This is a genomic window from Aeromonas rivuli, from assembly GCF_000820045.1.
GTDB classification, from domain to species: Bacteria; Pseudomonadota; Gammaproteobacteria; order Enterobacterales; family Aeromonadaceae; genus Aeromonas; species Aeromonas rivuli.
In genome coordinates, this window is record NZ_CDBJ01000071.1 from 203,819 (window position 1) to 225,907 (window position 22,089).

Genomic DNA, 22,089 nt, shown 5'->3' on the forward strand with positions numbered 1-22,089 from the left:
ATTAGTGCAAGGAAGCGGATCAAGATCTGTCGGGTCTCGACTAAGACCGAAATAGTCACGATGCGCCCCGGCTGGACGGACTGCGCCGGCCTGTCGCGGCAGGCCGCGCAGGGTTCGGGTCAGTCCGTGATCGAGCCGTTCTCCTGGGCCAGCCGGACATACTCCGACAGCGGGCGTGCCGCCTGGAAATACCGATCCCGCCGCACCGGCAGCTTGCGCGGGCCGACGATGCCGGCCAGGTCGGACAGCATGACCGTGCCCAGCGCCGGCATCCCGATGCCGAGGTCAATCAGACCGTAAGCCGTGTCGCCATCCGCAGGATCGAGCGACACCAGCAGCCAAGTCGCGCGCGCGTCCGGGGTGAACAGCCGTACCACGGGCAGCGGGTCGAGGTGCTGGCCGGCAGCGCGTGCCGCGCCGTGGGCCAGCAGCCGGGCGCGTTCGTCGGCGGTGAAAAGCGGCAGGGTCATGGTCGCAATCTCCACGAAACCGAGGATGCGCGGATGCGCTTTTGTGTCGAAGCGCAGAACCGCCGAACCGTATCCGGGCATCCATACACAAGCACCGATACGCAATCCATTGCATCCGTAGAAGAACGGAAGTGCACAAGCGGAATTGTAGAAAGCCGGAAAGACACGGATGCGATTCCCCGGTTCTGTCGGAATCCGCCCATGCGGATTGCCGTAAAGACACGAATACGGAAATCAACGACGCAAAATGCGCACTATAGTTTGTAGCCCTATAGTGCGCAATCGGATGTCATCTTGGTTTTCTAAGGGAAACCATAGGTGGCGGCGAAAAACTCATTGGCGACGGCCATACGGACGATCAGGAAAGCGCGCGGCTTGAGCCAGGAAGCGTTCTCCGACGTGTCCAGCCGCACCTACCTGAGTTTGCTGGAGCGCGACCTGAAAAGCCCGACCATGCACAAGCTGGTGGAGTTGTGCGAGGTCATGGACGTGCATCCGCTCACGCTGCTGACGCTGGCCTATGCCGGCGACAGCACGCGCAAGACCGATCAGCTTCTGGCGCAGGTGCGGCAGGAACTGGAGGCTGTATTGAAGGAGCGCGACGCGCCGTAGGCGTATCGCGCGGATTGCCCTGCAAGCGGCGGCGCGCAGCGCCGCAAGCGCGAAGGCGTGAGGGATTAAAGCCGCATGGCCGTGACGGCGTGCCGGCATGGGGCGCAGCCCGAAAGCCCGGCGGCGCGTTCAGCGCCGACACGCCATCCTGTGCAGGCTGTCACGGGCTGCGAGCCATCCGGCCGTCAGCGATGCAATACCGGCCTACGACGTACCAAGCGCGGAGTGATTGCCGACACCCCGTGCGTGCGGTGTTGCGATCAGCAGCATCACGCCCCGCCGCAAGGCGGGGCGCTGCGGGCGGCCGTCAGGCCGCCTGGGGCTTGCTGCGCGACCAGATCAGGTCGTGCGTGCCGTCCTCGCCTTCGATCAGGCGGGCATAGACCGTGGCCGGGAACGAAGGATCGTCGAGGGTTACGGACACGTAGGGTCGTTCGGCCTTGCTGACTTTCTGCCACCCCGCGCCGATGTCGTGGCCCGCCGCCTGCACGCGGAAGTCGGGGGCGCTTTCGTTGTCGCCCTTGTCGTTGGGAACCAGCTTGACCTTGACGTTGAGCGTCAGGGTGCGGAGCGTGCCGGTGTAGCCGTCTTTGTCTGCGGTGAAGGTGCCGATGTTTGCCATGATGATTTCTCCTGCGGGTTAACCAAGGTCGCGCCCATTGCGTCCTTGTTGTGATCCGTCCGGCGGTAGCTGGGCTGGCCGCACCGCGCAGCGGCCGCAACAACGTGAAGGGCCTGGAAGCGAAAAGAATTTGTCCCGCGAGGAATGCGCGCAGCGCAGGGGAAATTGTTTTCGCTGGAAGGTTGTGGCCATGAGCCCAAGGCGCAGCCGTGCCATCGCCAGGATTCACAACGAGACAAGGACGCAGGGGCCGACCGTCCCGCCAAGGAGAGATGGCCGACTCGGCCCCCGCATGCCGGCTGCACCGGTTTGTGCCCTGACGCGGGCTCGGTCAATGCCCCAATGACCGGGCGGAAGCGCCCCTGCCGCAGCCTTGGACGGCGGGTTTGAGGCGTGGCGTGGCAGCTCCATAGCGAGGCCGGGCGGCGTGTCCGTGAACCGTCCTTCGTGACGTGATTGCGCTGAACCGCCAGCGTCGAGGACGGCACGCTTTCGCACAACCTGCCGCAGCAAGCCAAGGCGTAACCCCACAAGCCCCGCCCATTGCGGCGGGGTGTTGCGTTCACCGCAAGCGGAGCGCGCAGCGCCGCAGGCGCGAAGACGTGAGGGATTGACGCCGCATGGCCGTGACGCCATTGGCGGCATGGGGCGCAGCCCGAAAGCCCGGCGGCGCATCGCGCCGACACGCCAAGCTACTCATGCAATGACAACATGCAGCGAAGACCCGTCAGGCTATACCGTTGGCCTTTTTCCATTGCGCAGCCGCCCCCGTGCATTGGCATAGGGCGAGGATGTGTTGAACTGGATCATCGACCCTGGGTGTACTTCTCATACCAAAGCAGGTCATACAGCGAGGCATCGGTTTCCCGCTCCACCAAGGCCACGATGCGGCCATGCACATCAGCGAACTGCCGCAGCAAATCGGCATAGGCAACGCCGGCATGGTCGGCATAAAACTTCTGCGCCAACCTACCCAACTCGTTCCACTTGTAGCCGGTTTCAGGGAAATCCACCGGCAGCCCCTTGGCTTTGCCATCGCACCATTTCAGCACCAACAGATTCCAGCCGATCAAATAGGCAACCAGATCGGACACGCTCATCTGCGTGCCTTGCGCATGCCCCTCCAGTGTCGCCTCGTGAGCACGCTCAGGTGGCACGCTTGCAAGGTCAGCAGCCAACCTCTGATAAGTCGTGCGAATTGCGTCCAGCAACTCTTGTTTGTTCTGCGGCACCGCCATGCCAATTCTCCTGCTGCTACGGCCATAGTGCCGCCCGTAGCTGTATTTTCGCCCCGTGATGAAATAATGAACAGCGTCCATCTCATAGAGAAGTTGTTCGGGGAAACTGCACAAGGGACTTGTGCGTTACCCTTCGCCGCCTCTCCGAAGGCGGCGAAGGGGCGTTTGGGTTTTGAGCCTTGTAACCGGACGCGGCCACTGCCGCGCCCGGATTTTTGACCACCGGCCCCAAGGCGGCACGGCTTGGGGCCGGTGCTGATGAGACAGCGAAGCGCCCCGGCCGGAACCGGGGCACTTGCCTGCGGCCAAGATCACGCGGCGAATGCTTCGGCAGGTTCATCCGCCACGGCGGCGGCATCCTCCGGCGCTTCGGTGTCTTCATCCGTCGCCGCATCCTGCGTGCCCTGCTGCGTGCCTTCGGTACGGAAGATGGCGGGCATCCAGCCGGTGCCATCGGCAAGCCGTTCGGCTTCGCTGGCAATGTCGCCCTTCTTCAACTTCGCCAGCCGGGTGGCGTGGGCCGGGGCGAACATGCCCACGGCGTCCAGAATCGTGGCCTTCGGCACATGCCGGAAATAGCCCTCGGCGGTCGGCTTCCACCATGCCGCCATGTCCAGCCCAACGGCCTGCGCCAGTTCCGCGCCGGGCTGGCGCTGCGTGGCGCGGAGCGTCACCACGTCCACCGTGGAAGCCACGCACACCGCCAGCAGCCGCACCAGTTCATCTTGCGGCTTCGCCAGCAACACGGCGAACAGTTCGGCGCTGTCCTGCGGTAAGGCTTCGCCCGCCACCTGTTGCAGTTCGCGCAGCGCCACAGCAGCGGGCGATTCCGGCCAGTCCGGGGCCATGCCTTCCAGCCGGTCTTGCACTTTCAGGCTCACGCCCAGCGGCAGGTCGTGGCCGTAACGGTGTTCCTGTAAAACGCTCTGCACCATGCCATGCACCACGGCAGCCAACGCGGCTTGCGGATGTCGGGCAACTTCGATTTGCAGCGCCGCCGTGCGATGGGCGCTCAACCGCTGCGCCAGCCGGTCGGTCATGGCTGCGGTCTTGGGCGCATCGTCGGCTTCCTCGCCTTCGTCGTCGTTCCCGGCTTCGCCTTCGCTGCCGAAGCCCTGCCGCAAGCGTTCCAGCGTGCGCAGCGCCTTGGCTTCGGCTTCGCGCATCAGGCCGCGATGCACTACGGCTTCGCCGCTGCGGTCGATGGTGACGATGGCCCCGGCTGCGGCCTTCACGTTCGCGCCGTAGTCCAGCAAGCCATCTTCCAGCGCTTGCAGCTGCTCGCCCAGGGCTTCGCCGTCCTCCTGCAAGGCATCGGCCTTTTCCTCGTCGTCGGCGTCCAGCGCGGCATCCACGGCCTCGGCCAGTTCGTGCAGCTTGGTTTGCAGCTTCTCGATGCGTGCGGCTTCGCGCTTGCTCGGTTCGCGGCGTTCCCTCGGGGCGCGTTGGAAGGCGTGCAGGTCGGCATGGGTCGTGCCGGGCGCGGCATCCACCCATGCCCAGCCTTCGGCCTTCACCTCGACGGCGATGCCTGCCAGTCTGTCTTGCGCCAGTCGTTCCAGCAACGCGGCATCGGTCAAATACACGCCCGCATCGCCTTCGGCGAACAGGTCGCGGCGGATGCCGCCGCCTGCGGCGTCGTAGGTGTCCAGCCCGACGAAGCGCACCAGCGGATGCCGGTAGGCGTCGATTTCGCGCTCGGTCAGACGGTCGCGCAGCGCAGACGGCTGGCGCTGCCACGTCGGCGCATCGTAGAAGGCGCTTTCCTGTGCGGCGTGGTCGTCGGTGATAGACAAGGCCATCAACTGATCGAGCGCGACGGCATCGGCGCGGTAGTCGGTCAGCAGGCGCGGCGACACGTTGGCGAGTTTCAGGCGGCGCTGCACCACCAGCGGTGTGACGCTGAAATCCGCCGCTATGTCCTCGATGCTGCGGCCCTCCATCACCAGTGCGGCGAATGCCTCGAACTGATCGGCGGGGTGCATCGCTTCGCGCTGCACGTTCTCGGTGAGGCTGGCCGTGCGGGCGGTGCCATCGGCCACCAGCAGGCAAGGCACTTCCCATTCCTTGCTGATGCGGTGTTTCTTCGCCAGCAGCTTCAACGCAGCGAGACGACGGCCACCGGCCACGACTTCGTAATGTTCGCCATCAGCGGCGGCAATGACGATGAGGTTTTGCAGCAGGCCGACACGCTGGACGCTGGCGGCAAGTTCGGGAATCGACATGCGCGGGGTCTTGCGCACATTGCGGCCCGTGGGACGCGACACCAGCCGCGACAGCGGAACCAGAATCAGGTTTTTCGTGGGGTCGGCGGCTTCCAGCGCGGGGGCTTGGATGGCGCGGGCTTCGGTTTGGGAAACTTGGGTATTGGCGTTCATGGTGATAACTCCTATCGATTCAGGGATGCAGCAGCGAAGAAAGCGACAAGGGCTGCTGCCTGCCCCTGCCGCGTGGGGATTCAGGTTTTCAACTGGGGCAGGCCATCGGCCAGCAGCCACAGGGCGCGGTTCAGGCGCACATCGGAATCGATGCCCTGCACGGGGCGCGTGCGCTGGCGGCGTCCGTTGGCGCTGCGCCCGGTCAAGCCGCCTTTGGTCAAGTTCTCCTGCGTGCGGTTGAACACGCTCCACAGGTCGGGACGGCGGTCATCGAACCGGCGCGGCATGAGGATTTGCGATTCGGTGATGGGCGCGGGCTTGCTGCCGGTGGTGTCGAACTTGAGGGACAACGCGGCGCGGGCGAACACTTCGGATTCGCCATCGTCCAAGGTGATGCCGCGCATGGCATCGCGGGATTCCTTCACCCGGTCGAAGCCGCGCAAGACTTCATAAGCGCCGTCGATGACGGAACCGGCCACGTCACCTTTGTGGGGCACGCGCACATCGGCTACGGTGTCGCCGCATACAAGGCCATTGCTGCACACGAACCGGAACATGCCGGCCAGCATCTGATAGCTACTGGTGCCGTCATGCGAGTTCAGAAGCACAATTTCATTGGCTTCCGCGCCGTTGATCTGGCTCGCGTGCCGCAGGCGCAGCATGTGTTTGGTGTATTCGCGGCGGTCGTCGTGCCGCACGCGGGTTTGTGCTGCCATGAAAGGTTCAAACCCTTCCTTGCGCAGTTCCGCCAGCACGGCGGCGGTGGGGATGTAGGCGTACCGTTCGGAGCGGCTTTCGTGCGGGGCGTCCGCGAAGATAGACGGGGCCACGCGGCGGATTTGATCGTCGGACAGCGGGGAATCGCTGCGCAGCGTCGGGGAATGGGAAGCGAAGCGGGAGGCGAGTTGCATGGTCTTTCTCCAAGAGTTGCTGCTGTGGTTTCAAAGCTGACCGGATTCCAAGATTCGGAGCCCGTTGTGGCTTCGGTTGGTTCGGCGCAGAGACCTGGGCCGGTCCCTGTTTGCCGCCGTCTTTCCTGAGTTCATCGCCCGCGAAAAACCGGGCCAGCGAGGGACTGGCCGTCAAGGAAGAAGCGCAGGGTTGGTGCGGCCCGCAGCGCAGCGAGGACTCGGCCCTGCGCGCCTTGACGGCCAGGCACCGCGGGCTACGGTCGCGGGAAAAAGCGATGAACTTGGGGAAAGACGAACAGCGGCCGATGGGCCAGGGAGATGCGCTGAAACCAACGCCGCGCGGCGAGCGCCCCTGCGTGCCAGCGGCACGCCTAGCTGGTTAGCTATTGGCCGATCAGGTGCAACCTGTTCGGCTGCATTCGAGGGGCGCTAAGCAAGGCGCGGCGGGGATGGGCTGTCCAGCCGATCCCCTGGAGGGCAAGCGTCGCGCGCAGGCCAGGAGCGAAGAGACGGCCGGAGGCATCAGGGATCAAAGCCGCATGGCCGCGACTCGGTACGAGGCGCGGGGCAACGCCCGCGAGCCCGACGGCGGGACGCCGGGATGCAATGCCACTCGTGACAAAAAGTAAATGACTTAAAAGCCCAGATGAGCCACAATGTAGCTACAACCACCTCTGAGCATATGAAATGGCTAGCACTGACGTCGTTCGTGCCCGGATAGACGGGCATATCAAAGAAGAAGCGAGCAGCGTCTTGGCCGAGATGGGACTGTCTGTTTCGGATGCCATCCGTATGCTGCTAACCCGCATTGCAGCGGACAAAGCGCTGCCGTTTGACGTCAATCGCGTCCTTCCCCATTCGGATCGGAAGACGCCATGAGGTTGTGCCTGAAAACACTTAACCAGTCATGGCCCTGAACCGCATGGATCGCATACAACAGCTCGGCTACGAAAAAGATTTCCGCATCATCTTCCTTGAAGCCAAGGGGGACGGATTTCAGCGCCTGTTCGAAAAACTGATGGCGAAGGCCCACCCGAACGACTTCATGGCCTGCCGACCATGGGGCAATGTCGGCGACAGAAAAAATGACGGGTACCTGCCATCGGCTCGAACCCTATTTCAGAGCTATGCCCCCAATGAGTTGAGTGCTGCCGAAGCCATCAAAAAGATCAACGAGGATTTCGAGGGCGCAAAAGAGCATTGGGAAAAATATTTTGGTGAGTGGACTTTTGTCCATAACGCACCCGATGGGCGCCTTGGCCCCCACATCATCGAAGCGCTGGCCAAGCTCGCGCAAGAAAACCCGAAGATCAAGATTGGCCACTGTGGTTGGGATGAAATGCTTTCGAAGTTTCGCCAGCTCAGCCTGCAGGATCTCGAATCTTGGTTCGGCCCCTCGCTGACCATGGAAGCAAACGTCAATCTGGGCTATAGCGATTTGATGGCCGTACTTACGCACATCAACGTTGCTCCCGCTCCAGAGACGAGTGAAGTCAAAGATGTCTCGCGGGGGAAAATCGAGGCAAATCTTCTATCCGCGGTAGTCGCCGACTTTTTGAAGATTGGGATGCAGAAGTCGCCATTGGTGACGCAGTTCTTCGATAACTGGAAGAACCCCGTGTACGGCGAACAAATTGCCTCGGCATTCAAGAATAAATACGTGTCTTTGAGGGATGCGATCCCCTCGCGTCATCCCGATGAAATCTTTGGACAGCTTGAAACCTGGGCAGGGGGAGTCGTAAACACGACACCCACACATAAGGCGGCGGTGCTGGCGGTCATGGCCTATCTGTTCGACAAGTGCGAGATATTCGAAGATGCCCAAGCGGTGAGGTCAACATGATCCTACCGTCCAAGCATCTTCCGCAAGATCGCGCGCTACTCACCGTGGGCGGTCATGTCCTGACTTTTCTCGCGCGTCCAAAAACGGTTTCCGCGTTGTGGGAGGAATTGAACCGACAGGACCAAGGGATGGTTGCCATTCGCCCTCGGCGAATAACCTACGACTGGTTCGTGCTTGCGCTGGACCTGCTGTATTCCCTTGGAACTATCGAACTTGAAAATGGCCTTGTGGCACGGAGGGAAGCTTGATTCACCATCTTTTCAGCACGCTGCCCACCTTCAAGAATCTCGGCGATTTGAAGCCAGGTCTGAACGTGCTGCTTGCCCAAAAAACCGAAGGCGCAAGTACCAAGCAAACGCGCAACCGCGCAGGCAAAACGAGTTTCATTGAAACAGTTCATTTTCTGACCGGCTCGGAAGCCGGTCCTGATTCCATCTTCCGCACGCCGGAGTTGGCCGAATACACCTTCGGCATGGACTTCGATTTGAAAGATGCGCGTACCGTCGTCGAGCGCAGCGGTAGTGCCAAAGCCAAGATCTACGTTACAACGCCCCCGGAGGCCAAGCGCAAGCTATCGGCAACCGATTGGGTCACGTTCCTCGGTGAGGAGATGTTCGGCCTGAGCAGTCTCGAAGCTGCAGGCAGCAAGCCCCCTTCGTTTCGGTCATTGTTTGCCTACTTTGTGCGGCGCCAGATGAGCGGCGCGTTCACTACGCCAGAGAAGCAGGCCACCATGCAGGGAACGGGCGACATGCAAATGGCGCTGATGTTTCTGCTTGGGCTCGACTGGCAGATCGCGCGCGATTGGCAAGCGGTTCGTGATCGTGAAAAGACCTTGGAAGAATTGAAGAAGGCGGCGGGTACGGGGGCGTTCGGATCAATCATCGGCAAGGCCGCTGATTTGCGAACGCAGTTAACCCTGCAGGAATCTCGCCTCAAGAAGCTCTATTCGGAAATCGAAACCTTCCAAGTATTACCTGAGTACCGGGAACTGGAAGTCGAAAGCGCCAAGCTGACGCGTCAGCTCAATGAACTGGCCAATGCCAACACCATAGACTTCGCAGCCATCCGCGACCTCGAAGGCGCGCTGGCCTCCGAAATCCCACCGGATCTGGAAGACCTGCAAGCGATCTATCAGGAAGCGGGCGTTGCACTTCCAGGCCTCGTAAAGCGTCGATACGAGGATGTGAAAAGCTTCCATCAATCGGTTGTGCGCAATCGTAAGGACTATTTGTCCAGCGAACTTGAAGCGGCACAGCTACGCATCGAGTTGCGCGACAGCCAGAAAGCGCAACTCGATCAGCGACGTGCGGAGATCATGGGCATCCTCAGGAGTCATGGCGCACTGGATCAGTTCCTCAAGTTGCAGGGGGAATTAGGTCGCCTGGAATCGGAAGTGGAATCCCTACGGCAGCGTTTCGAAGCGGCCGAGCAGCTCGAAGGCACGAAAAACGAGTTGGAGATCGAGCGCAACCGGCTCACGATCCGGCTGCGTCGCGATTTTGCCGAGCAGAAGGATCGGCTGGCCGAAGCCATCGTCGCTTTCGAGGAAACGTCGCAACGCCTCTACGAGTCGGCCGGCAGCATGACCGTCGACGAAACCTCCAACGGCCCGATGTTCAAGTTTCCGATGCAGGGTCAACGCAGCAAGGGCATCAAGAACATGCAGATCTTCTGCTTCGACATGATGCTTATGCGCTTGTGCCACAAGCGGCAAATAGGACCCGGCTTCTTGATCCATGACAGCCACCTGTTCGACGGTGTTGACGGCCGGCAGGTGATCAGCGCCTTGCGCTTGGGTTCGGAGATTTCGCAGGAACTTGGTTTTCAGTACATCGTGACGATGAATGAAGACGACGCCTTTAAAGAAACCATCGATGGCTTCGATCTCAATGACCATGTGCTTCCAACGCGTTTGACCGATGCCACGGAAGATGGTGGGCTGTTCGGAATTCGGTTTGGATAGAGGTGTATTTAGAAAATTGAAGGCCTGAGTGTGAACGCGTTGCCGGGGCCTAACGAAAAAAATTAAGGGACCTAAAAATCATGACAAAACCCCCAAGCGCAAGCACTGCCCCAGTTGCCGCACCTGTTGTCGCCGCCGCACCGACGTCTGCACTTCCATTCCCAGCGCTCCACGACGCAGCGCAGCAAGCAAGAAATCTGCGGCAGGTGCTCCAAGATGACAAGCAGCGTATCGGCTGTTTCCTTGGTGCGGGTTGCCCGCTTGGAATCTACGATGCGGCCGGCAAAGACAGCGTCGTGCTAATCCCGGCCATCGTCGAACTGACGAAGCGGGTCGCTGCCGGGCTGGAGGCAAGCGACAGCGCTTCCGGAGCCACATCAAAGTTCAAGGCGCATTGGGATGCATTGTGTGTGGAATGCAAACCATCCGATGACAAGGACCCGACCGTTGAAGACGTATTGACAGAGTTGCGCACTCTGGCCAATCGGCGCGGGACTGCCGAGATTTTGGGAATGTCGAAGGAGAACTTAAGTGACCTGGATAACAAAGTCTGCGCACTGATTGCAACTGAGATGCGTAAGCCGCTCCCCGCCTATCGCAGTTCATACAATCGCTTTGCATCGTGGATCGGTGGCGTTCAACGTGATGCTCCAGCGGAAATATTTACGCCTAACTATGACCTGCTTTTTGAACAGGCGCTTGAACAGCATCCGCTACCGCACTTCGATGGTTTTGTTGGCTCACGAGAACCATGGTTCGATTTGGCGTCGATCGAGCACGACGTAATTCCCGCGAGGTGGACGAGGCTGTGGAAGCTACACGGCTCCATCAATTGGGAGAAGAGCGAGGAAATCGTGAGTGGGGCGAAGATTACGCGCGTTGTTCGCGTCACACGTGAGGCCGCAGCAGGCAAGGTAATGATCTTCCCTTCGCACCTCAAGTACGACCAAAGCCGTCGCATGCCATATCTCGCAATGCTTGATCGACTAAGGGCATTTTTCCACGGGAAGGATGCTCCCAGGCTTGTTGTGTGCGGATATTCCTTTCTCGACGACCACCTCAATGAAGTTTTGCTAGATGGATTGCGGGGCAACCGGAACGCTCAATGCTTTGCGCTGATGTATTCAGGTCTCGGACAACATTCGAGAGTTGTCGACTACGCAGTAAAACAGAGCAACCTCACCGTTCTGGCTTGGGACGGAGCAGTCGTAGGAACGCGCGTGGGGCTTTACCGTCCCGGAACCATTGGAGGCCACGAGCACACGCCGTGGCTGATGGAAGAAGCGGCCGCCGGTGGCGATCCCAAAGAACTTCAGCCACGTAGCCGTCTCGGAGACTTCCACTATTTTGGTCTTTTTCTCGAACAACTTTGTGGTGGGAGCAATCATGATGCGCAGCCCATCGTCTAATCTCGACCCTTCACGGCTTGGTACTGTTGAGGATGTGAACGGCTCAAGCGTGAGTGTGAAACTTGCGGAGAGCACACCGGGCGGACTCTTATTTGTCAATGGTGAGGCATATCGCGTCGGACAAGTCGGGGGATTTGTCCGTATTCCATCTGGATATGTAGACCTCTATGGTGTGATCTCACAAGTTGGAGCTGGCGCCGCCCCTGGTCCACCGGAACTCGCGCCTCAATTCGGCAATCGATGGCTTAGGATTGAACTCGTCGGCCAAGGACGCCGGGGAACAAAGTTTGAACGCGGCATCGCACAGTACCCCTCCATCGGCGACTCTGCCCATGTCGTCACCGAATCGGACTTGAAAACGGTCTATGCGCCTGGAGACGAAGATGGCTATGTCGCCGTTGGGCGCGTCGCCAGCGCCGAGTCGATCCGCGCATACATCGACATGAATCGCTTGATCAGCCGTCATTCTGCAGTGGTGGGAAGCACTGGCTCTGGGAAGTCGAATGCCGTGGCGAATCTACTTGGTGCTATTTCCGATCAAACTCGGTTCAAGTCTGCTCGCGTCGTATTGTTTGACCTTCACGGTGAGTATGCGAAGGCATTTGGCGATCAGGCCCGTGTATTTAGGGTTGGGGCGGATACCGCCGCAGGGGAGCGGGAACTCCATGTTCCATTTTGGGCGCTCACAGCGGAGGAATTTACTTCGTTGGCGATGGGTCCGGTATCAGGAACGCCCCTCGCGTTACTGCAAGAAAGGTTGTTGACCAGCAAAAGGGCATCGAAGCCGGGTGGCATCCCACATGCCTTGCCTGATCTCAGCGTCACCGTCGATACACCGCTTCCGTTCTCTGTCTACCAGCTCTGGCACGACCTGTATTCATTGCATTGCGCGACTCATAGCGTTAGCAAGAACCAAAACCAGACTGAGGCCACGCGAGTCTATATCGAAGACGGTGCTCCTCCCCAAAAGGCCACCGGCGATGGCGACCAGCTCGTGCGTCCTCGATTCCGTCCGATCACAACAGAGGCAGGTGCCGACAAGGTTTATGGCGGGCTCTACATTGATGCGCCGCGACCGCACCTGGATGTGTTGGAAAGCAAGCTTCGCGATCCACGCATGCAATTCCTCTTCAACCCTGGTGAATGGGCTGTCGCGAAAGACGGCACTACAACGTCAGATCTCGATGCTCTGCTCTCAGCGTGGATAGGGGCCGACACTCCAATTTCAGTATTCGATCTGTCGGGAATTCCAACTTCCGTTGTAGATGATTTGGTTGGGGCCGTTTTAAGAATTCTTTATGACGCGGTGTTTTGGGGAAGGACGAAACCAGAGGGAGGTCGAGAAAGGCCGTTACTTGTCGTCATGGAAGAAGCGCACGTGTATCTCAGTGCTCAGTCAAAGAGCCGCGCAGCTACTGCCGCGCGGCGCATCGCGAAAGAGGGGCGAAAATATGGAGTTGGGTTAATGCTGGTCAGCCAGCGTCCTTCCGAAATAGACACTACGATCCTTTCGCAGTGTGGCACGGTCATCGCCCTACGTCTGACAAATGACTCAGATCGTGCTCAAGTTACCTCATGTGCATCGGATAATCTTAAGGGTCTCTTTTCGATGCTACCTGTTCTCCGCACCGGCGAGGCGTTGATTGTGGGAGAGGCTGTCAACATGCCGATACGGGCAATCATCGACCGTCCGCCAGAAGGCCGACGACCTGATAGCGACGATCCTGTGGTAGTTGTTCCCAAGGGTGCTGACGGGAACCGTATTCGGAGTGGCGGCTGGACTGAGCCGGTACAGAATGAAAATTACAAGCCCCTAGTGGAGGCCTGGCGTAAGCAAGATCCAAATGCTGGTGAGAAATAACCCCCGTAAGCCAAAAGTTTTATTACACCCAATGGAGATGACGCACTATGGAACGTACACCAGTAACCTCAACCGACATCTGTGCAATCGGCTATGACGCAGATACTCAAACCCTTGAAATTGAGTTCAATACTGGATCTGTATACGACTATTCGGACGTACCTCAAGGTGAATATGACGCGTTCATCGGCTCAGACTCAAAGGGGAAATATTTCCACGCCAATATCAAAAATCGATACTCGTTTGTAAAGCTCTAATAGAACGACACTTACCGCTTTCCCTTGCCAGCGCCAAGCTGCTCGATCTGCAGTCGAGCACGGGCTGTAGCTTGCTGCAGTCGCTCGGCCAGCAATTCGCGCGGCGGCAGCGTTGTCAGGTATTCGGCGACGTGGATGCCCGACTTGTCCAACTCCAAAAGTTCGATTTGCTCGGACTTCTTGCCGGTGCAGAGGATGATGCCGAGCGGCAAGGCTTCCTCCGGCTCCCGTTCATGTTTGTCAAGCCAGCGCAGGTAAAGCTCCATCTACCCCTTGTACGCCGCCTTGAACTCCCCGACCTTCAATTCCACCGCCACCAGTCGGCGCAGCTTGCGGTTGTAGAACAGCAGGTCAAGGTGAAAATCGTCGTTGTCGATCTGGATGCGTTTTTGTCGAGCCACGAACGTGAAGCCCACGCCCAGCTCCAGCAGGAAGGATTCCATCTCGCGGATGATCGCCGCCTCTAAGTCGCCCTCCTGCCAGGTGTCGCGCAGGCCCAGGAAGTCGAGGATGTACGGGTCACGCATGACCAGGCTGGGCGAGATGCGCTGCGCGTCGCGCATGGTCGCCAGTTCCTGCGCAATCATCGTGTCCGGCTTCTTGGACAGCGCCGTGCGTTCGTACAGCATCGAGTCGATGCGCTCGCGCAGTGTCCGAACGCTCCACCGTTCGACGCCGGCCATCTGCGCGTAGTAGTCCCGCTGCATCGGCTCCTTGAGCGCCAGCAGCAGGACGAAATGCGACCAGCTCAATTGTCGCGACAGTGTCGCGACAATTGGTTCGTCAGGGAACGTGGCGGCGAACTTGACCATCCGGCGCAGGTTCTTCTCCCCGAAACCCCGCCCGTAGTCACGGGCAAGCTGCTCGGCCAGGGTTGGCAGGATTTCCTCGCCGTACCCGGCCCGCTGCCCGGCCAGCACTTCCGTATGGATGCGCTGACCGATGCGCCAGAACAGCAAGGTCAGCTCGGCATTGACCGCTGAAGCGGCGCGCTGGTGCGACGCCTCGATCAGTGCCCGGATGTCGCCCAGCAGCGCCACCGGCGCTGCTGGCGACGTGACAGACGCCTTGTGCCGGGTCATGCCGCCACCTCTTTGGCTCGTTGCATCCCGGTGATCGTCTTGCGACGATTCGCCACCAGTTCGGCCGCGTCTCGCACCGGCTTGTCCTCGGTGTGGACGTAGCGCATGAACATCACGACGGTCTTGTGCGCCGTCAGCGCCATGCCGACCTTGACCGGGATGCCCGAATTAGCAATGTCGGTCGCCGAACGGTGGCGGATGCCGTGCGTGCCCACGTGCGTGGCGCCAGCCGCCTTGAGCGCACGGCTCCAGCCACCGTAATACTCGCCCGTGGTCAGATGTTTGCCGGCGTGGCTCGGAGAAGGCAGCACGTAGCGGCAGCCCTCCTGCCGGGGTGCCGTCGAGAGTAGCCGATAGGCTTCCTCGCTCATGGGCTTGGACATGCCGCCGGTCTTGCTATCAGGCCAGACGACCCGCCGGTTCTGCAGGTCAACCCAGTCCCATTCCAGCGCAATGATTTCCGAGCGACGGCCAGCGAACTCGAATTGCAGGCGGATGCCCAAAGGGATGACGTAGTTCTCTAGTCCCTCCGACTCGATCTTGTCGAGCTGCCGGAACAAGTCGCCCATTTCTTCATCGCTGATGAGGTGGGTTGATTTGCCGGCAGGGAACATTGGGACGTGACGGCATGGGTTGGTGCCGTCGGGCCGATAGCCCCATACCTCGGCCATGTTGAACATCTTGCGCAAGACGCTGAAGACCTTGTTCGCCTCGGTCTGCTTATACGAGAGCTTCTCCATCAGCCCTGCGATGTCAGGACGCTTCACGTCCTGAACTTTCTTGCGGCCTAGCAGCGGGATGATGTTGCGATTGATGACGGCCTGATAGCCGGCCTGGGTACTGAGCTTGTTGCGCTTCTTGGAGTAGTCCTCCATGAACTTCGTGCATAGCTCTTTGACCGTGGGGGCCTGGCGCGCCTCTGCCTTCTCCGCGGCGGGATCGCCGCCTCGGCGAACCTGGGCGAGCCATTCCTGCGCCAGCGACCGCGCCTGTTCGACGGTCAGCTCCCCGTACAGCCCTAGCGAGGGTTTGCGGCGCTCGCCAGCGTTCGTCCGATACTGGAGCATGAACACCTTGCGACCCGCCGGGGTAATCTTGCACAGGAAGCCGGGGACCAGCGTATCCCTGAGTTCGACGGCCTCTGCCTGGGGTTGCGCTGCGTCGACAGCGGACTTAGTGAGTTTGATCTTAGCCATGATGACTCCTTGGGAAGACCCGGATTCCAAGAGCCGGATAGGAGTCAGGCGGTCGGAAGTCAGGTCAGGTTTCGGAAAGCACCGGCATATGTTGAACTCGCCTAAGTTATTGATAAACCTGCTGTATCTGGCTGTGGCGTAGTCCAGCGAATTTCGGTGCTGGAGTCATCGTGAAATAAAAAATCCGGCTTATGGCCGGATTTTTTATTGGACTCGAGCTGCCTGAATCGTGATCGGAGCCGAGCTGTATGGCGATGAGGGTCTCCTGCTCGTCGTCAGCGGCCTAGGGGCAGGGGACGGGAGTGAAGGTAGATTGACCCTGGCAACGCCAGCCCATCTGGGCCTGACGCATCTGCCAGAGGTTGTCACTGCGAAACAGGGTCAGGATGTAGAGCATGTCATTCTTGCTGCCATCGAGGGCAACCGAGAGCACCAGATCATTATCCAGTTGTTGCGCCTGGATCCGGCTCGGTACGTCAGCATGGCCCACGAAACGCAAGGCGATGGCCCTGTAGTCATTCACCCAGGTCTGCTGTTTATTGCTCGCCAGGCGGATCTGCTGATTGAATTCCTGCACCGGCGTGGAGGCCAGTCGACCAAACAGAAGCTGGGCATTGGCACCCATGGTGGTCACTATGAGCAGCAGCGAGGTAATGATCCCGAATTTTTGCATGAAGGTTCCTGCCTGATAATGACTGCTCTCTATGACAACAGAAAAGCCCGCTTGGTTCAATCAGGCGGGCTTTTGTCATTCAGGCATGGCCATGCAGGCGTCAGCGCCGACCGCTAGCCCCGTTGCAGGCTGAAGGTTGGCAGGGAGAGATGCCAGTAGATAGCGGCCACGCGCAGGCCAAATACCACCGCCATGCTGATAAACATGGCCAGCACCCTATCCAGACTGCACTCGAGTGCCACCGTATAGACGATGCCGCCGAGGATGCAGGCGGTGGCGTAGATCTCCTTTTGCAGCACCATGGGGATCTCCCGGGCCAATACATCGCGGATCATGCCGCCGGCAACCCCTGTCATGGTGCCCATCAGTACGGCAATCAGGCCGGATGCGCCAAAATGGAGCGCCTTTTGGGCGCCGATCACCGTAAAGAGCGCCAGGCCAAAGGCATCCGCCACCGGTAGAACATACCAGGGCAGGCGCTTGGGCAGGCGAACCAGCCACATGCCCAGCAGGGCCGTCAGCAATATGACCCAGATATAGAGGGTATCGCGCACCCAGAATACCGGGGTGGCGCCGAGGATCATGTCACGAATAGTGCCACCGCCGATGGCGGTCACTGCCGCCAGTACCAACACGCCAAAGGCGTCCATCCTCAATCGGCCCGCAACCAGCACGCCGGAAAATGCGAACACGGCGGTACCGAACATGTCGCTGACATAGACAATCTGATCAACCAGGCTCTGCATGGAGAAACATCGACTCGAACAAAAGAGGGGCGCAGATTCTAGAGGCTGCATGGGCAAGCGCCAAGTCCGACCATGTGAAATTGAGAGATCCGCCGCGCTTTGAGCGTCCTCAGCGCCTGATAGCAGGCTTGCGACGGGGGAGGCGACTGACCCGGATCATGCCCGCAGTGACGGCGATGTGCGTTCAGCCGTTATTTTTTTCGTTTATTTACTTAAGTCTGACGATAACGGACCGATAAATAGGTTAAGCGGCGAGAATGGAACGAACAGCGAAAAAATCGCTAAAGTCCTCTCAAAAAGCGCCGTTAACCAGAACATATCAGGCACAGAAAAAAATAAAGCCTGAGTGAATTAAAGATAAAATTTAATAGCTTAGGAGAATAGTTATGAGTATGTACATCAATACCAACGTTTCATCGCTCAATGCCCAGCGCAACATGATGAACAGCACCAAATCTTTGGACACCTCTTACACTCGTCTGGCCTCCGGCTTGCGCATCAACAGCGCAAAAGACGATGCGGCCGGTCTGCAGATCTCCAACCGCCTGACCTCCCAGATCAACGGTCTGGATCAGGGTAACCGCAACGCCAACGATGGTATCTCCCTTGCTCAAACCGCTGAAGGGGCCATGGACGAAGTGACCGGCATGTTGCAGCGGATGCGCACCCTGGCCCAGCAATCCGCCAACGGATCCAACTCCGACAAAGATCGTGTGGCTCTCCAGAAAGAGGTGGATCAGCTGGGTAGCGAGATTAACCGCATCTCTAGCGCGACTACATTTGCTGGCACCAAATTGCTGGATGGATCTTTCGGTGGCACCTTCCAGGTCGGCGCAGATGCCAACCAGACTATCGGTTTTAGTCTGAGCCAGGCGGGTGGTTTCAGTATTTCGGGGATTGCGCAAGCGGCAGGTACTACTGTGGATGTGATATCAGGTCCAGCAGGCAGTATCACTACCGCTACCGGTATTTCAGCCATTTTCGCTGGTGGCAGTGCTGGCGGTATCAGCATCAGCTCTCAGGACAATGCTCAAAAAGTGCTCGCGGCGGCAGATGCCATGCTCGAAGTGGTCGATGGCAAGCGTGCAGAGTTGGGTGCGGTGCAGAACCGATTGGATTCAACCATTCGCAACCAGGCCAACATCTCCGAAAACGTCAGTGCTGCTCGTTCTCGGATCAGGGATGCGGACTTTGCCACCGAGACTGCTAACATGACCAAGCAGAACATACTGCAACAGGCGGCTTCCAGCATTCTGGCTCAGGCCAACCAGCGTCCGCAGTCTGCGCTCTCCCTGCTGCAGAACTAAGTGGTAAGTAACGAATAAAGAAAAAGGGCGGTTGTTCAGGCCGCCCTGGTAAATAAGATGGAACAATGGGGTGTTCGGATATACGCCTTGTTCAATCAGCAGAGAAATATCTTATTAGTACTACCCCTCGAGTGTCGCGCAGATTGTTCGGTCTGTCACATTCGAGGTTGTTCTCCTGAGCGTAAGCTCTTCTTTGGCCGACACTGTCGGCCTTTTTTATGGGCGCCGGAAAACCGGCGACCCTAAAAACCAAGCATGAACCATGCCAATATAATAGCAAGCCAGGTGTGTGGCCCGGTTTGCCAGAGTGCCAGCACTATGGCCAAGGGTTGTTTGTCTCTGCACTGCATATCTATCTCCTTGCCCTGGCTTTCTCTCCTTCATCGGGGGGAGAGGGGTTGCCGCTGAAAGTGTCAGGGCGGCAATAAATTTCCTAAAGCTTCTGATGAGCCTGCCGTTACAGAGAGTGAAGCAAATAGAGGGGTGTTCGGAAGACCGACATTTGCGCTACTGCGGGTTCCATGTCCTGTTCAGACAATGGGCCCGCCAGATGGAACAGACCCGTTCAAGCTGTCCATCTGCACGGTGGGATCCTGACTGCATTGATGCAAACAGAGCCCGCAGTTTATTGTTCATCAGGAGAATTTTTTATGGCCATGTTTATCAATACCAACACTTCATCACTGAACGCCCAGCGTAACTTGATGAACACTTCCAAGTCCCTGGATACCTCTTACACCCGTTTGGCATCCGGCCTGCGTATCAACAGCGCAAAAGACGATGCGGCCGGTCTGCAGATATCAAACCGTCTGACCTCCCAGATCAACGGGCTGGATCAGGGCAACCGTAACGCCAACGACGGCATCTCCTTGGCGCAGACCGCTGAAGGGGCCATGGATGAAGTGACCGGCATGCTGCAGCGCATGCGTACCTTGGCTCAACAATCTGCCAACGGATCCAACTCGGATAAAGATCGTGCCGCCCTGCAAAAGGAAGTGGATCAGCTGGGTTCGGAAATAAACCGTATTTCCAAAGACACCACCTTCGCCGGGACCAAGTTGCTCGACGGCAACTATAGCGGTAAGTTCCAAGTGGGCGCCGATGCTAACCAGACTATCGGTTTTAGCCTGAGTCAGGCGGGTGGCTTCAGCATTTCGGGGATTGCGGCAGCGGCAGGTACTACTGTGGATGTGATATCCGGTCCAGCAGGCAGTGTAACTACTGCTACCGGCATTTCAGCCATTTTCGCTGGTGGCAGTGCTGGTGGTATCAGCATCAGTTCTCAGGGCAATGCTCAGCAAGTGCTGGCCGCTGCCGATGCCATGCTGGAAGTGGTCGATGGCAAGCGTGCCGAGCTGGGTGCGGTGCAGAACCGACTGGATTCCACCATTCGTAACCAGTCCAATATATCTGAGAACGTATCGGCAGCTCGCTCCCGGATCCGTGATGCAGACTTTGCCACTGAAACCGCCAACATGACCAAGCAGAACATCCTGCAACAGGCGGCGTCCAGCATATTGGCTCAGGCGAATCAACGCCCGCAGTCCGCACTGCAACTGCTGGGCTAAGGCACCACCGTCAACCATGACATGAGGAGCAACAGATGGCCAATGAACCTATAGTGATGCCTTCTGTTACTTCGACGCTAACCCAACATGGCGGCCCTCAGGCCGCCATGTCTGTTTCTCGCTCATCAGCCTCTGTTGAGGATAAGGTGGCCGATCAGGAAAGTGTCGAGCCGAAAAGCAAGGTGTCGCAGGAGCCGCCCGCGCACACCAATACATCAAAAATAGGCGTAGATAAGGCTGAGGTAGAAAAAAAGGCCCAAGAATTGCAAGAAAGGTTGGACAATTTGAGCAAGGTGAAAGGGTGGACGATCAACTTCAGCCTGGTACCTGAGCTCGAACAGCCTGTGATCAAGGTGATAGACGTGGAGACCAAACAAGTGATCCGCCAAATCCCGAGCGAAGAGATGTTGCTGATAAGCAAAAGATTGCAGGCAATGGAACAAGGTAGTCACGATGGGTCTGGCCTGTCGGGATTGTTGTTTGATGGTCAGGTGTGACCCTATTATTTAGCTGACAGACAGGAGCATGTTATGGCGATAACCTCCGCCGGTGCAGGATCGGGTATCGATCTTGAAAGTGTGATCTCGGCGAGCGTCGCCGCCAAAAAGGCCCAGTTGCAGCAGCCGATCATCACCAAGCAAAACAGTACCCAGATCACTTTGTCTGGCATCGGTCAACTCAAGTCCTCAATTTCATCTCTCACCGATATCCTCGACAAGTTGAGCGCCCCTGGTGCGTTTAACAAACGGGCCATCAATATTACGCAAAATAAAGATGATCCTGTGCTGAAGATGGAGAGCAAGAGTGGCGGCTCCAACGGTCAGTACAACATCACCGTCAATAAGTTGGCACAGACGAGCCGGCAAGAAGGGGTGTTTGACAGCTCCACCACATCCCTGATCACCCAGGATGGCCAGCTGACGTTCAAGGCGGGTGACAAGGAATTCAAGGTGGATGTGAAAGCGGGCGACACCCTGCAAGATATCCGCAAGAGCATCAACGCTAATGGCGATAACTTCGGCCTTAGCGTCAACATCGTCAATACCGCGGATGGCAAGGCAAAGTTCATCATCGATTCGGGTGTGTCGGGAGATGGCAAGGATCTGACCATCACAGGCGATAACGCCGAGCTGGATATCTTCTCGGCCGGCACCGCTGGCAGTGCCATGAGCCAGACCCAGGCGGCGGGCAGCGCCGAGATCGTGGTTGATGGCAACGTCCTCAAGAGTGATACCAATGTCTTCGATGACACCATTCAGGATCTAAAGCTGACGGTGCTGCGGGTATCTGACAAGGATAGCAATGGCGATCTGAAGTCCAACAAGGTGGATATCACGACGGACAAGACCTCCATCCAGGCATTGGTGCAGCAATTCGTCGATGGCTACAACGCCTTGCAGGACAAGATAGGGACGCTCGGCAAACGCAACAGCTTTGTTGGGGGGGTGAAGCAGGATGACGGCGGTGCCTTGGCCGGGGATTCCACGACGCGGGCCATCAGTACCTTCATGAGCAATCTGGTGGTCAGTCCCTCTGGCAGCAGTTCGACCTATTCGACCATCTTCGAGATCGGCATGAAGATGGACAACAAGGGTAAGCTTTCTCTCGATAAAGACAAATTTAGTGAAGCGGTCGATAAAAACTTCGATCAGGTCGTTGCATTGTTTGGCAATGAAGATGGCCTTGCGGGTTCTCTGAGCAAAGGGCTTAAAGAGTATACCAAGTCAGGGGGCATGCTGGCGCAGCGTACTGATTCCCTGAACTCTGATCTGCGTAGTCTGAATCAGAAAGAAGCGACCTCTAATGCACAATTGGTTAAATATGAAGCAGCCTTGCGTGCTCAATACGGTAGCCTGGATGCCTTATTGGTAAAAATGAATAACTCGGCCTCTGCACTGTCATCCTTGCAGATGAATTATCAGAAAGCGTGATATATCGAGAGCATTGAAA

22 protein-coding genes are annotated in these 22,089 nt (G+C 58.4%); 12 read left to right on the forward strand and 10 right to left on the reverse strand.

Annotation, left to right across the window (positions count from 1 at the left end):
- Positions 1-119: 119 nt before the first annotated feature.
- Positions 120-575 carry a DUF2958 domain-containing protein gene (locus tag BN1130_RS17430; protein ID WP_437176657.1) on the reverse strand — a complete coding sequence of 152 codons (456 nt, stop codon included), beginning with the start codon at positions 573-575 and terminating at the stop codon, positions 120-122.
- A gap of 213 nt (positions 576-788) precedes the next feature.
- Here BN1130_RS17430 and BN1130_RS17435 point away from each other — a divergent pair, with 213 nt between their 5' ends.
- On the forward strand, positions 789-1,082 hold the full coding sequence (locus BN1130_RS17435) for a helix-turn-helix domain-containing protein (RefSeq protein ID WP_054878588.1): 294 nt from the start codon (positions 789-791) through the stop codon (positions 1,080-1,082).
- Between the two features lie 307 nt (positions 1,083-1,389).
- Here BN1130_RS17435 and BN1130_RS17440 read toward each other — a convergent pair whose 3' ends face one another.
- From BN1130_RS17440 to BN1130_RS17455, 4 genes are all read right to left on the reverse strand, one after another.
- The gene (locus tag BN1130_RS17440; protein WP_042043526.1) at positions 1,390-1,704 is read right to left on the reverse strand and encodes a DUF736 domain-containing protein; all 315 of its coding nucleotides are present in this window, start codon (positions 1,702-1,704) and stop codon (positions 1,390-1,392) included.
- Between the two features lie 806 nt (positions 1,705-2,510).
- Positions 2,511-2,942, reverse strand: coding sequence for a ClbS/DfsB family four-helix bundle protein (locus BN1130_RS17445; RefSeq protein WP_269745816.1), 432 nt, complete (start codon positions 2,940-2,942; stop codon positions 2,511-2,513).
- A gap of 311 nt (positions 2,943-3,253) precedes the next feature.
- Positions 3,254-5,320 (reverse strand): ParB/RepB/Spo0J family partition protein, encoded by a 2,067-nt coding sequence (locus BN1130_RS17450; RefSeq protein WP_042043528.1) that lies wholly within the window; start codon positions 5,318-5,320, stop codon positions 3,254-3,256.
- Between the two features lie 80 nt (positions 5,321-5,400).
- Positions 5,401-6,231, reverse strand: coding sequence for a DUF932 domain-containing protein (locus BN1130_RS17455; RefSeq protein WP_042043529.1), 831 nt, complete (start codon positions 6,229-6,231; stop codon positions 5,401-5,403).
- Between the two features lie 687 nt (positions 6,232-6,918).
- Between BN1130_RS17455 and BN1130_RS17465 the strand changes: the two genes are divergently transcribed.
- The 7 genes from BN1130_RS17465 (at position 6,919) to BN1130_RS17495 (ending at position 13,567) form a co-directional block, all read left to right on the forward strand.
- Entirely contained in the window at positions 6,919-7,110 is a 192-nt protein-coding gene (locus BN1130_RS17465) for a type II toxin-antitoxin system RelB/DinJ family antitoxin (RefSeq protein WP_034713134.1), read from the forward strand.
- A 43-nt stretch (positions 7,111-7,153) separates the two neighbouring features.
- Complete coding sequence (locus tag BN1130_RS17470) at positions 7,154-8,074, forward strand: ABC-three component system protein (RefSeq protein ID WP_042043597.1); 921 nt, start codon at positions 7,154-7,156, stop codon at positions 8,072-8,074.
- A complete protein-coding gene (locus tag BN1130_RS22695) occupies positions 8,071-8,322 on the forward strand; it encodes an ABC-three component system middle component 6 (RefSeq protein WP_026437464.1) in 252 nt (83 codons plus the stop codon). Before BN1130_RS17470 ends, BN1130_RS22695 begins: the two co-directional genes overlap by 4 nt.
- Positions 8,319-10,040, forward strand: a complete 1,722-nt coding sequence (locus tag BN1130_RS17480; RefSeq protein ID WP_042043532.1) for an ABC-three component system protein — start codon at positions 8,319-8,321, stop codon at positions 10,038-10,040. Before BN1130_RS22695 ends, BN1130_RS17480 begins: the two co-directional genes overlap by 4 nt.
- 80 nt (positions 10,041-10,120) lie before the next feature.
- On the forward strand, positions 10,121-11,449 hold the full coding sequence (locus tag BN1130_RS17485; RefSeq protein ID WP_042043534.1) for an SIR2 family protein: 1,329 nt from the start codon (positions 10,121-10,123) through the stop codon (positions 11,447-11,449).
- On the forward strand, positions 11,427-13,310 hold the full coding sequence (locus BN1130_RS17490; RefSeq protein WP_198135306.1) for an ATP-binding protein: 1,884 nt from the start codon (positions 11,427-11,429) through the stop codon (positions 13,308-13,310). The genes BN1130_RS17485 and BN1130_RS17490 overlap by 23 nt, the downstream gene beginning before the upstream one ends.
- Positions 13,311-13,357: 47 nt before the next feature.
- Positions 13,358-13,567 carry a KTSC domain-containing protein gene (locus BN1130_RS17495; RefSeq protein WP_042043535.1) on the forward strand — a complete coding sequence of 70 codons (210 nt, stop codon included), beginning with the start codon at positions 13,358-13,360 and terminating at the stop codon, positions 13,565-13,567.
- Positions 13,568-13,578: 11 nt separating this feature from the next.
- Here BN1130_RS17495 and BN1130_RS23265 read toward each other — a convergent pair whose 3' ends face one another.
- The 5 genes from BN1130_RS23265 to BN1130_RS17515 all read right to left on the reverse strand — a co-directional run bounded on the left by BN1130_RS23265 (position 13,579) and on the right by BN1130_RS17515 (position 17,264).
- The gene (locus tag BN1130_RS23265) at positions 13,579-13,833 is read right to left on the reverse strand and encodes a hypothetical protein (protein ID WP_232302045.1); all 255 of its coding nucleotides are present in this window, start codon (positions 13,831-13,833) and stop codon (positions 13,579-13,581) included.
- On the reverse strand, positions 13,834-14,649 hold the full coding sequence (locus tag BN1130_RS17500; protein ID WP_232302047.1) for a PDDEXK nuclease domain-containing protein: 816 nt from the start codon (positions 14,647-14,649) through the stop codon (positions 13,834-13,836).
- On the reverse strand, positions 14,646-15,845 hold the full coding sequence (locus tag BN1130_RS17505; protein ID WP_026437470.1) for a tyrosine-type recombinase/integrase: 1,200 nt from the start codon (positions 15,843-15,845) through the stop codon (positions 14,646-14,648). Before BN1130_RS17505 ends, BN1130_RS17500 begins: the two co-directional genes overlap by 4 nt.
- Before the next feature lie 283 nt (positions 15,846-16,128).
- The gene (locus tag BN1130_RS17510; protein WP_042043536.1) at positions 16,129-16,518 is read right to left on the reverse strand and encodes a hypothetical protein; all 390 of its coding nucleotides are present in this window, start codon (positions 16,516-16,518) and stop codon (positions 16,129-16,131) included.
- A 113-nt stretch (positions 16,519-16,631) separates the two neighbouring features.
- On the reverse strand, positions 16,632-17,264 hold the full coding sequence (locus BN1130_RS17515; protein ID WP_042043537.1) for a trimeric intracellular cation channel family protein: 633 nt from the start codon (positions 17,262-17,264) through the stop codon (positions 16,632-16,634).
- Positions 17,265-17,650: 386 nt separating this feature from the next.
- Between BN1130_RS17515 and BN1130_RS17520 the strand changes: the two genes are divergently transcribed.
- From BN1130_RS17520 to fliD, 4 genes are all read left to right on the forward strand, one after another.
- Positions 17,651-18,571: a flagellin N-terminal helical domain-containing protein gene (locus tag BN1130_RS17520; RefSeq protein ID WP_042043539.1), complete on the forward strand. Its 921-nt coding sequence runs from the start codon at positions 17,651-17,653 to the stop codon at positions 18,569-18,571.
- A 650-nt stretch (positions 18,572-19,221) separates the two neighbouring features.
- Positions 19,222-20,139, forward strand: a complete 918-nt coding sequence (locus BN1130_RS17525) for a flagellin N-terminal helical domain-containing protein (RefSeq protein ID WP_042043541.1) — start codon at positions 19,222-19,224, stop codon at positions 20,137-20,139.
- 35 nt (positions 20,140-20,174) lie between these two features.
- Positions 20,175-20,636 carry a flagellar protein FlaG gene (locus BN1130_RS21380; RefSeq protein ID WP_042043543.1) on the forward strand — a complete coding sequence of 154 codons (462 nt, stop codon included), beginning with the start codon at positions 20,175-20,177 and terminating at the stop codon, positions 20,634-20,636.
- Positions 20,637-20,669: 33 nt separating this feature from the next.
- Complete coding sequence (fliD, locus tag BN1130_RS17535; protein ID WP_042043545.1) at positions 20,670-22,070, forward strand: flagellar filament capping protein FliD; 1,401 nt, start codon at positions 20,670-20,672, stop codon at positions 22,068-22,070.
- The last annotated feature ends 19 nt before the right edge of the window (positions 22,071-22,089 follow it).

Bases quoted from the DNA above. Each gene is read 5' to 3' on its own strand.
- BN1130_RS17440 (WP_042043526.1), bottom strand. From the start codon at position 1,704: ATGGCAAACATCGGCACCTTCACCGCAGACAAAGACGGCTACACCGGC.
- BN1130_RS17445 (WP_269745816.1), bottom strand. From the start codon at position 2,942: ATGGCGGTGCCGCAGAACAAACAAGAGTTGCTGGACGCAATTCGCACG.
- BN1130_RS17450 (WP_042043528.1), bottom strand. From the start codon at position 5,320: ATGAACGCCAATACCCAAGTTTCCCAAACCGAAGCCCGCGCCATCCAA.
- BN1130_RS17455 (WP_042043529.1), bottom strand. From the start codon at position 6,231: ATGCAACTCGCCTCCCGCTTCGCTTCCCATTCCCCGACGCTGCGCAGC.
- BN1130_RS17465 (WP_034713134.1), top strand. From the start codon at position 6,919: ATGGCTAGCACTGACGTCGTTCGTGCCCGGATAGACGGGCATATCAAA.
- BN1130_RS17470 (WP_042043597.1), top strand. From the start codon at position 7,154: ATGGATCGCATACAACAGCTCGGCTACGAAAAAGATTTCCGCATCATC.
- BN1130_RS22695 (WP_026437464.1), top strand. From the start codon at position 8,071: ATGATCCTACCGTCCAAGCATCTTCCGCAAGATCGCGCGCTACTCACC.
- BN1130_RS17485 (WP_042043534.1), top strand. From the start codon at position 10,121: ATGACAAAACCCCCAAGCGCAAGCACTGCCCCAGTTGCCGCACCTGTT.
- BN1130_RS17490 (WP_198135306.1), top strand. From the start codon at position 11,427: ATGATGCGCAGCCCATCGTCTAATCTCGACCCTTCACGGCTTGGTACT.
- BN1130_RS17495 (WP_042043535.1), top strand. From the start codon at position 13,358: ATGGAACGTACACCAGTAACCTCAACCGACATCTGTGCAATCGGCTAT.
- BN1130_RS23265 (WP_232302045.1), bottom strand. From the start codon at position 13,833: ATGGAGCTTTACCTGCGCTGGCTTGACAAACATGAACGGGAGCCGGAG.
- BN1130_RS17500 (WP_232302047.1), bottom strand. From the start codon at position 14,649: ATGACCCGGCACAAGGCGTCTGTCACGTCGCCAGCAGCGCCGGTGGCG.
- BN1130_RS17505 (WP_026437470.1), bottom strand. From the start codon at position 15,845: ATGGCTAAGATCAAACTCACTAAGTCCGCTGTCGACGCAGCGCAACCC.
- BN1130_RS17510 (WP_042043536.1), bottom strand. From the start codon at position 16,518: ATGCAAAAATTCGGGATCATTACCTCGCTGCTGCTCATAGTGACCACC.
- BN1130_RS17515 (WP_042043537.1), bottom strand. From the start codon at position 17,264: ATGCAGAGCCTGGTTGATCAGATTGTCTATGTCAGCGACATGTTCGGT.
- BN1130_RS17520 (WP_042043539.1), top strand. From the start codon at position 17,651: ATGAGTATGTACATCAATACCAACGTTTCATCGCTCAATGCCCAGCGC.
- BN1130_RS17525 (WP_042043541.1), top strand. From the start codon at position 19,222: ATGGCCATGTTTATCAATACCAACACTTCATCACTGAACGCCCAGCGT.
- BN1130_RS21380 (WP_042043543.1), top strand. From the start codon at position 20,175: ATGGCCAATGAACCTATAGTGATGCCTTCTGTTACTTCGACGCTAACC.
- fliD (WP_042043545.1), top strand. From the start codon at position 20,670: ATGGCGATAACCTCCGCCGGTGCAGGATCGGGTATCGATCTTGAAAGT.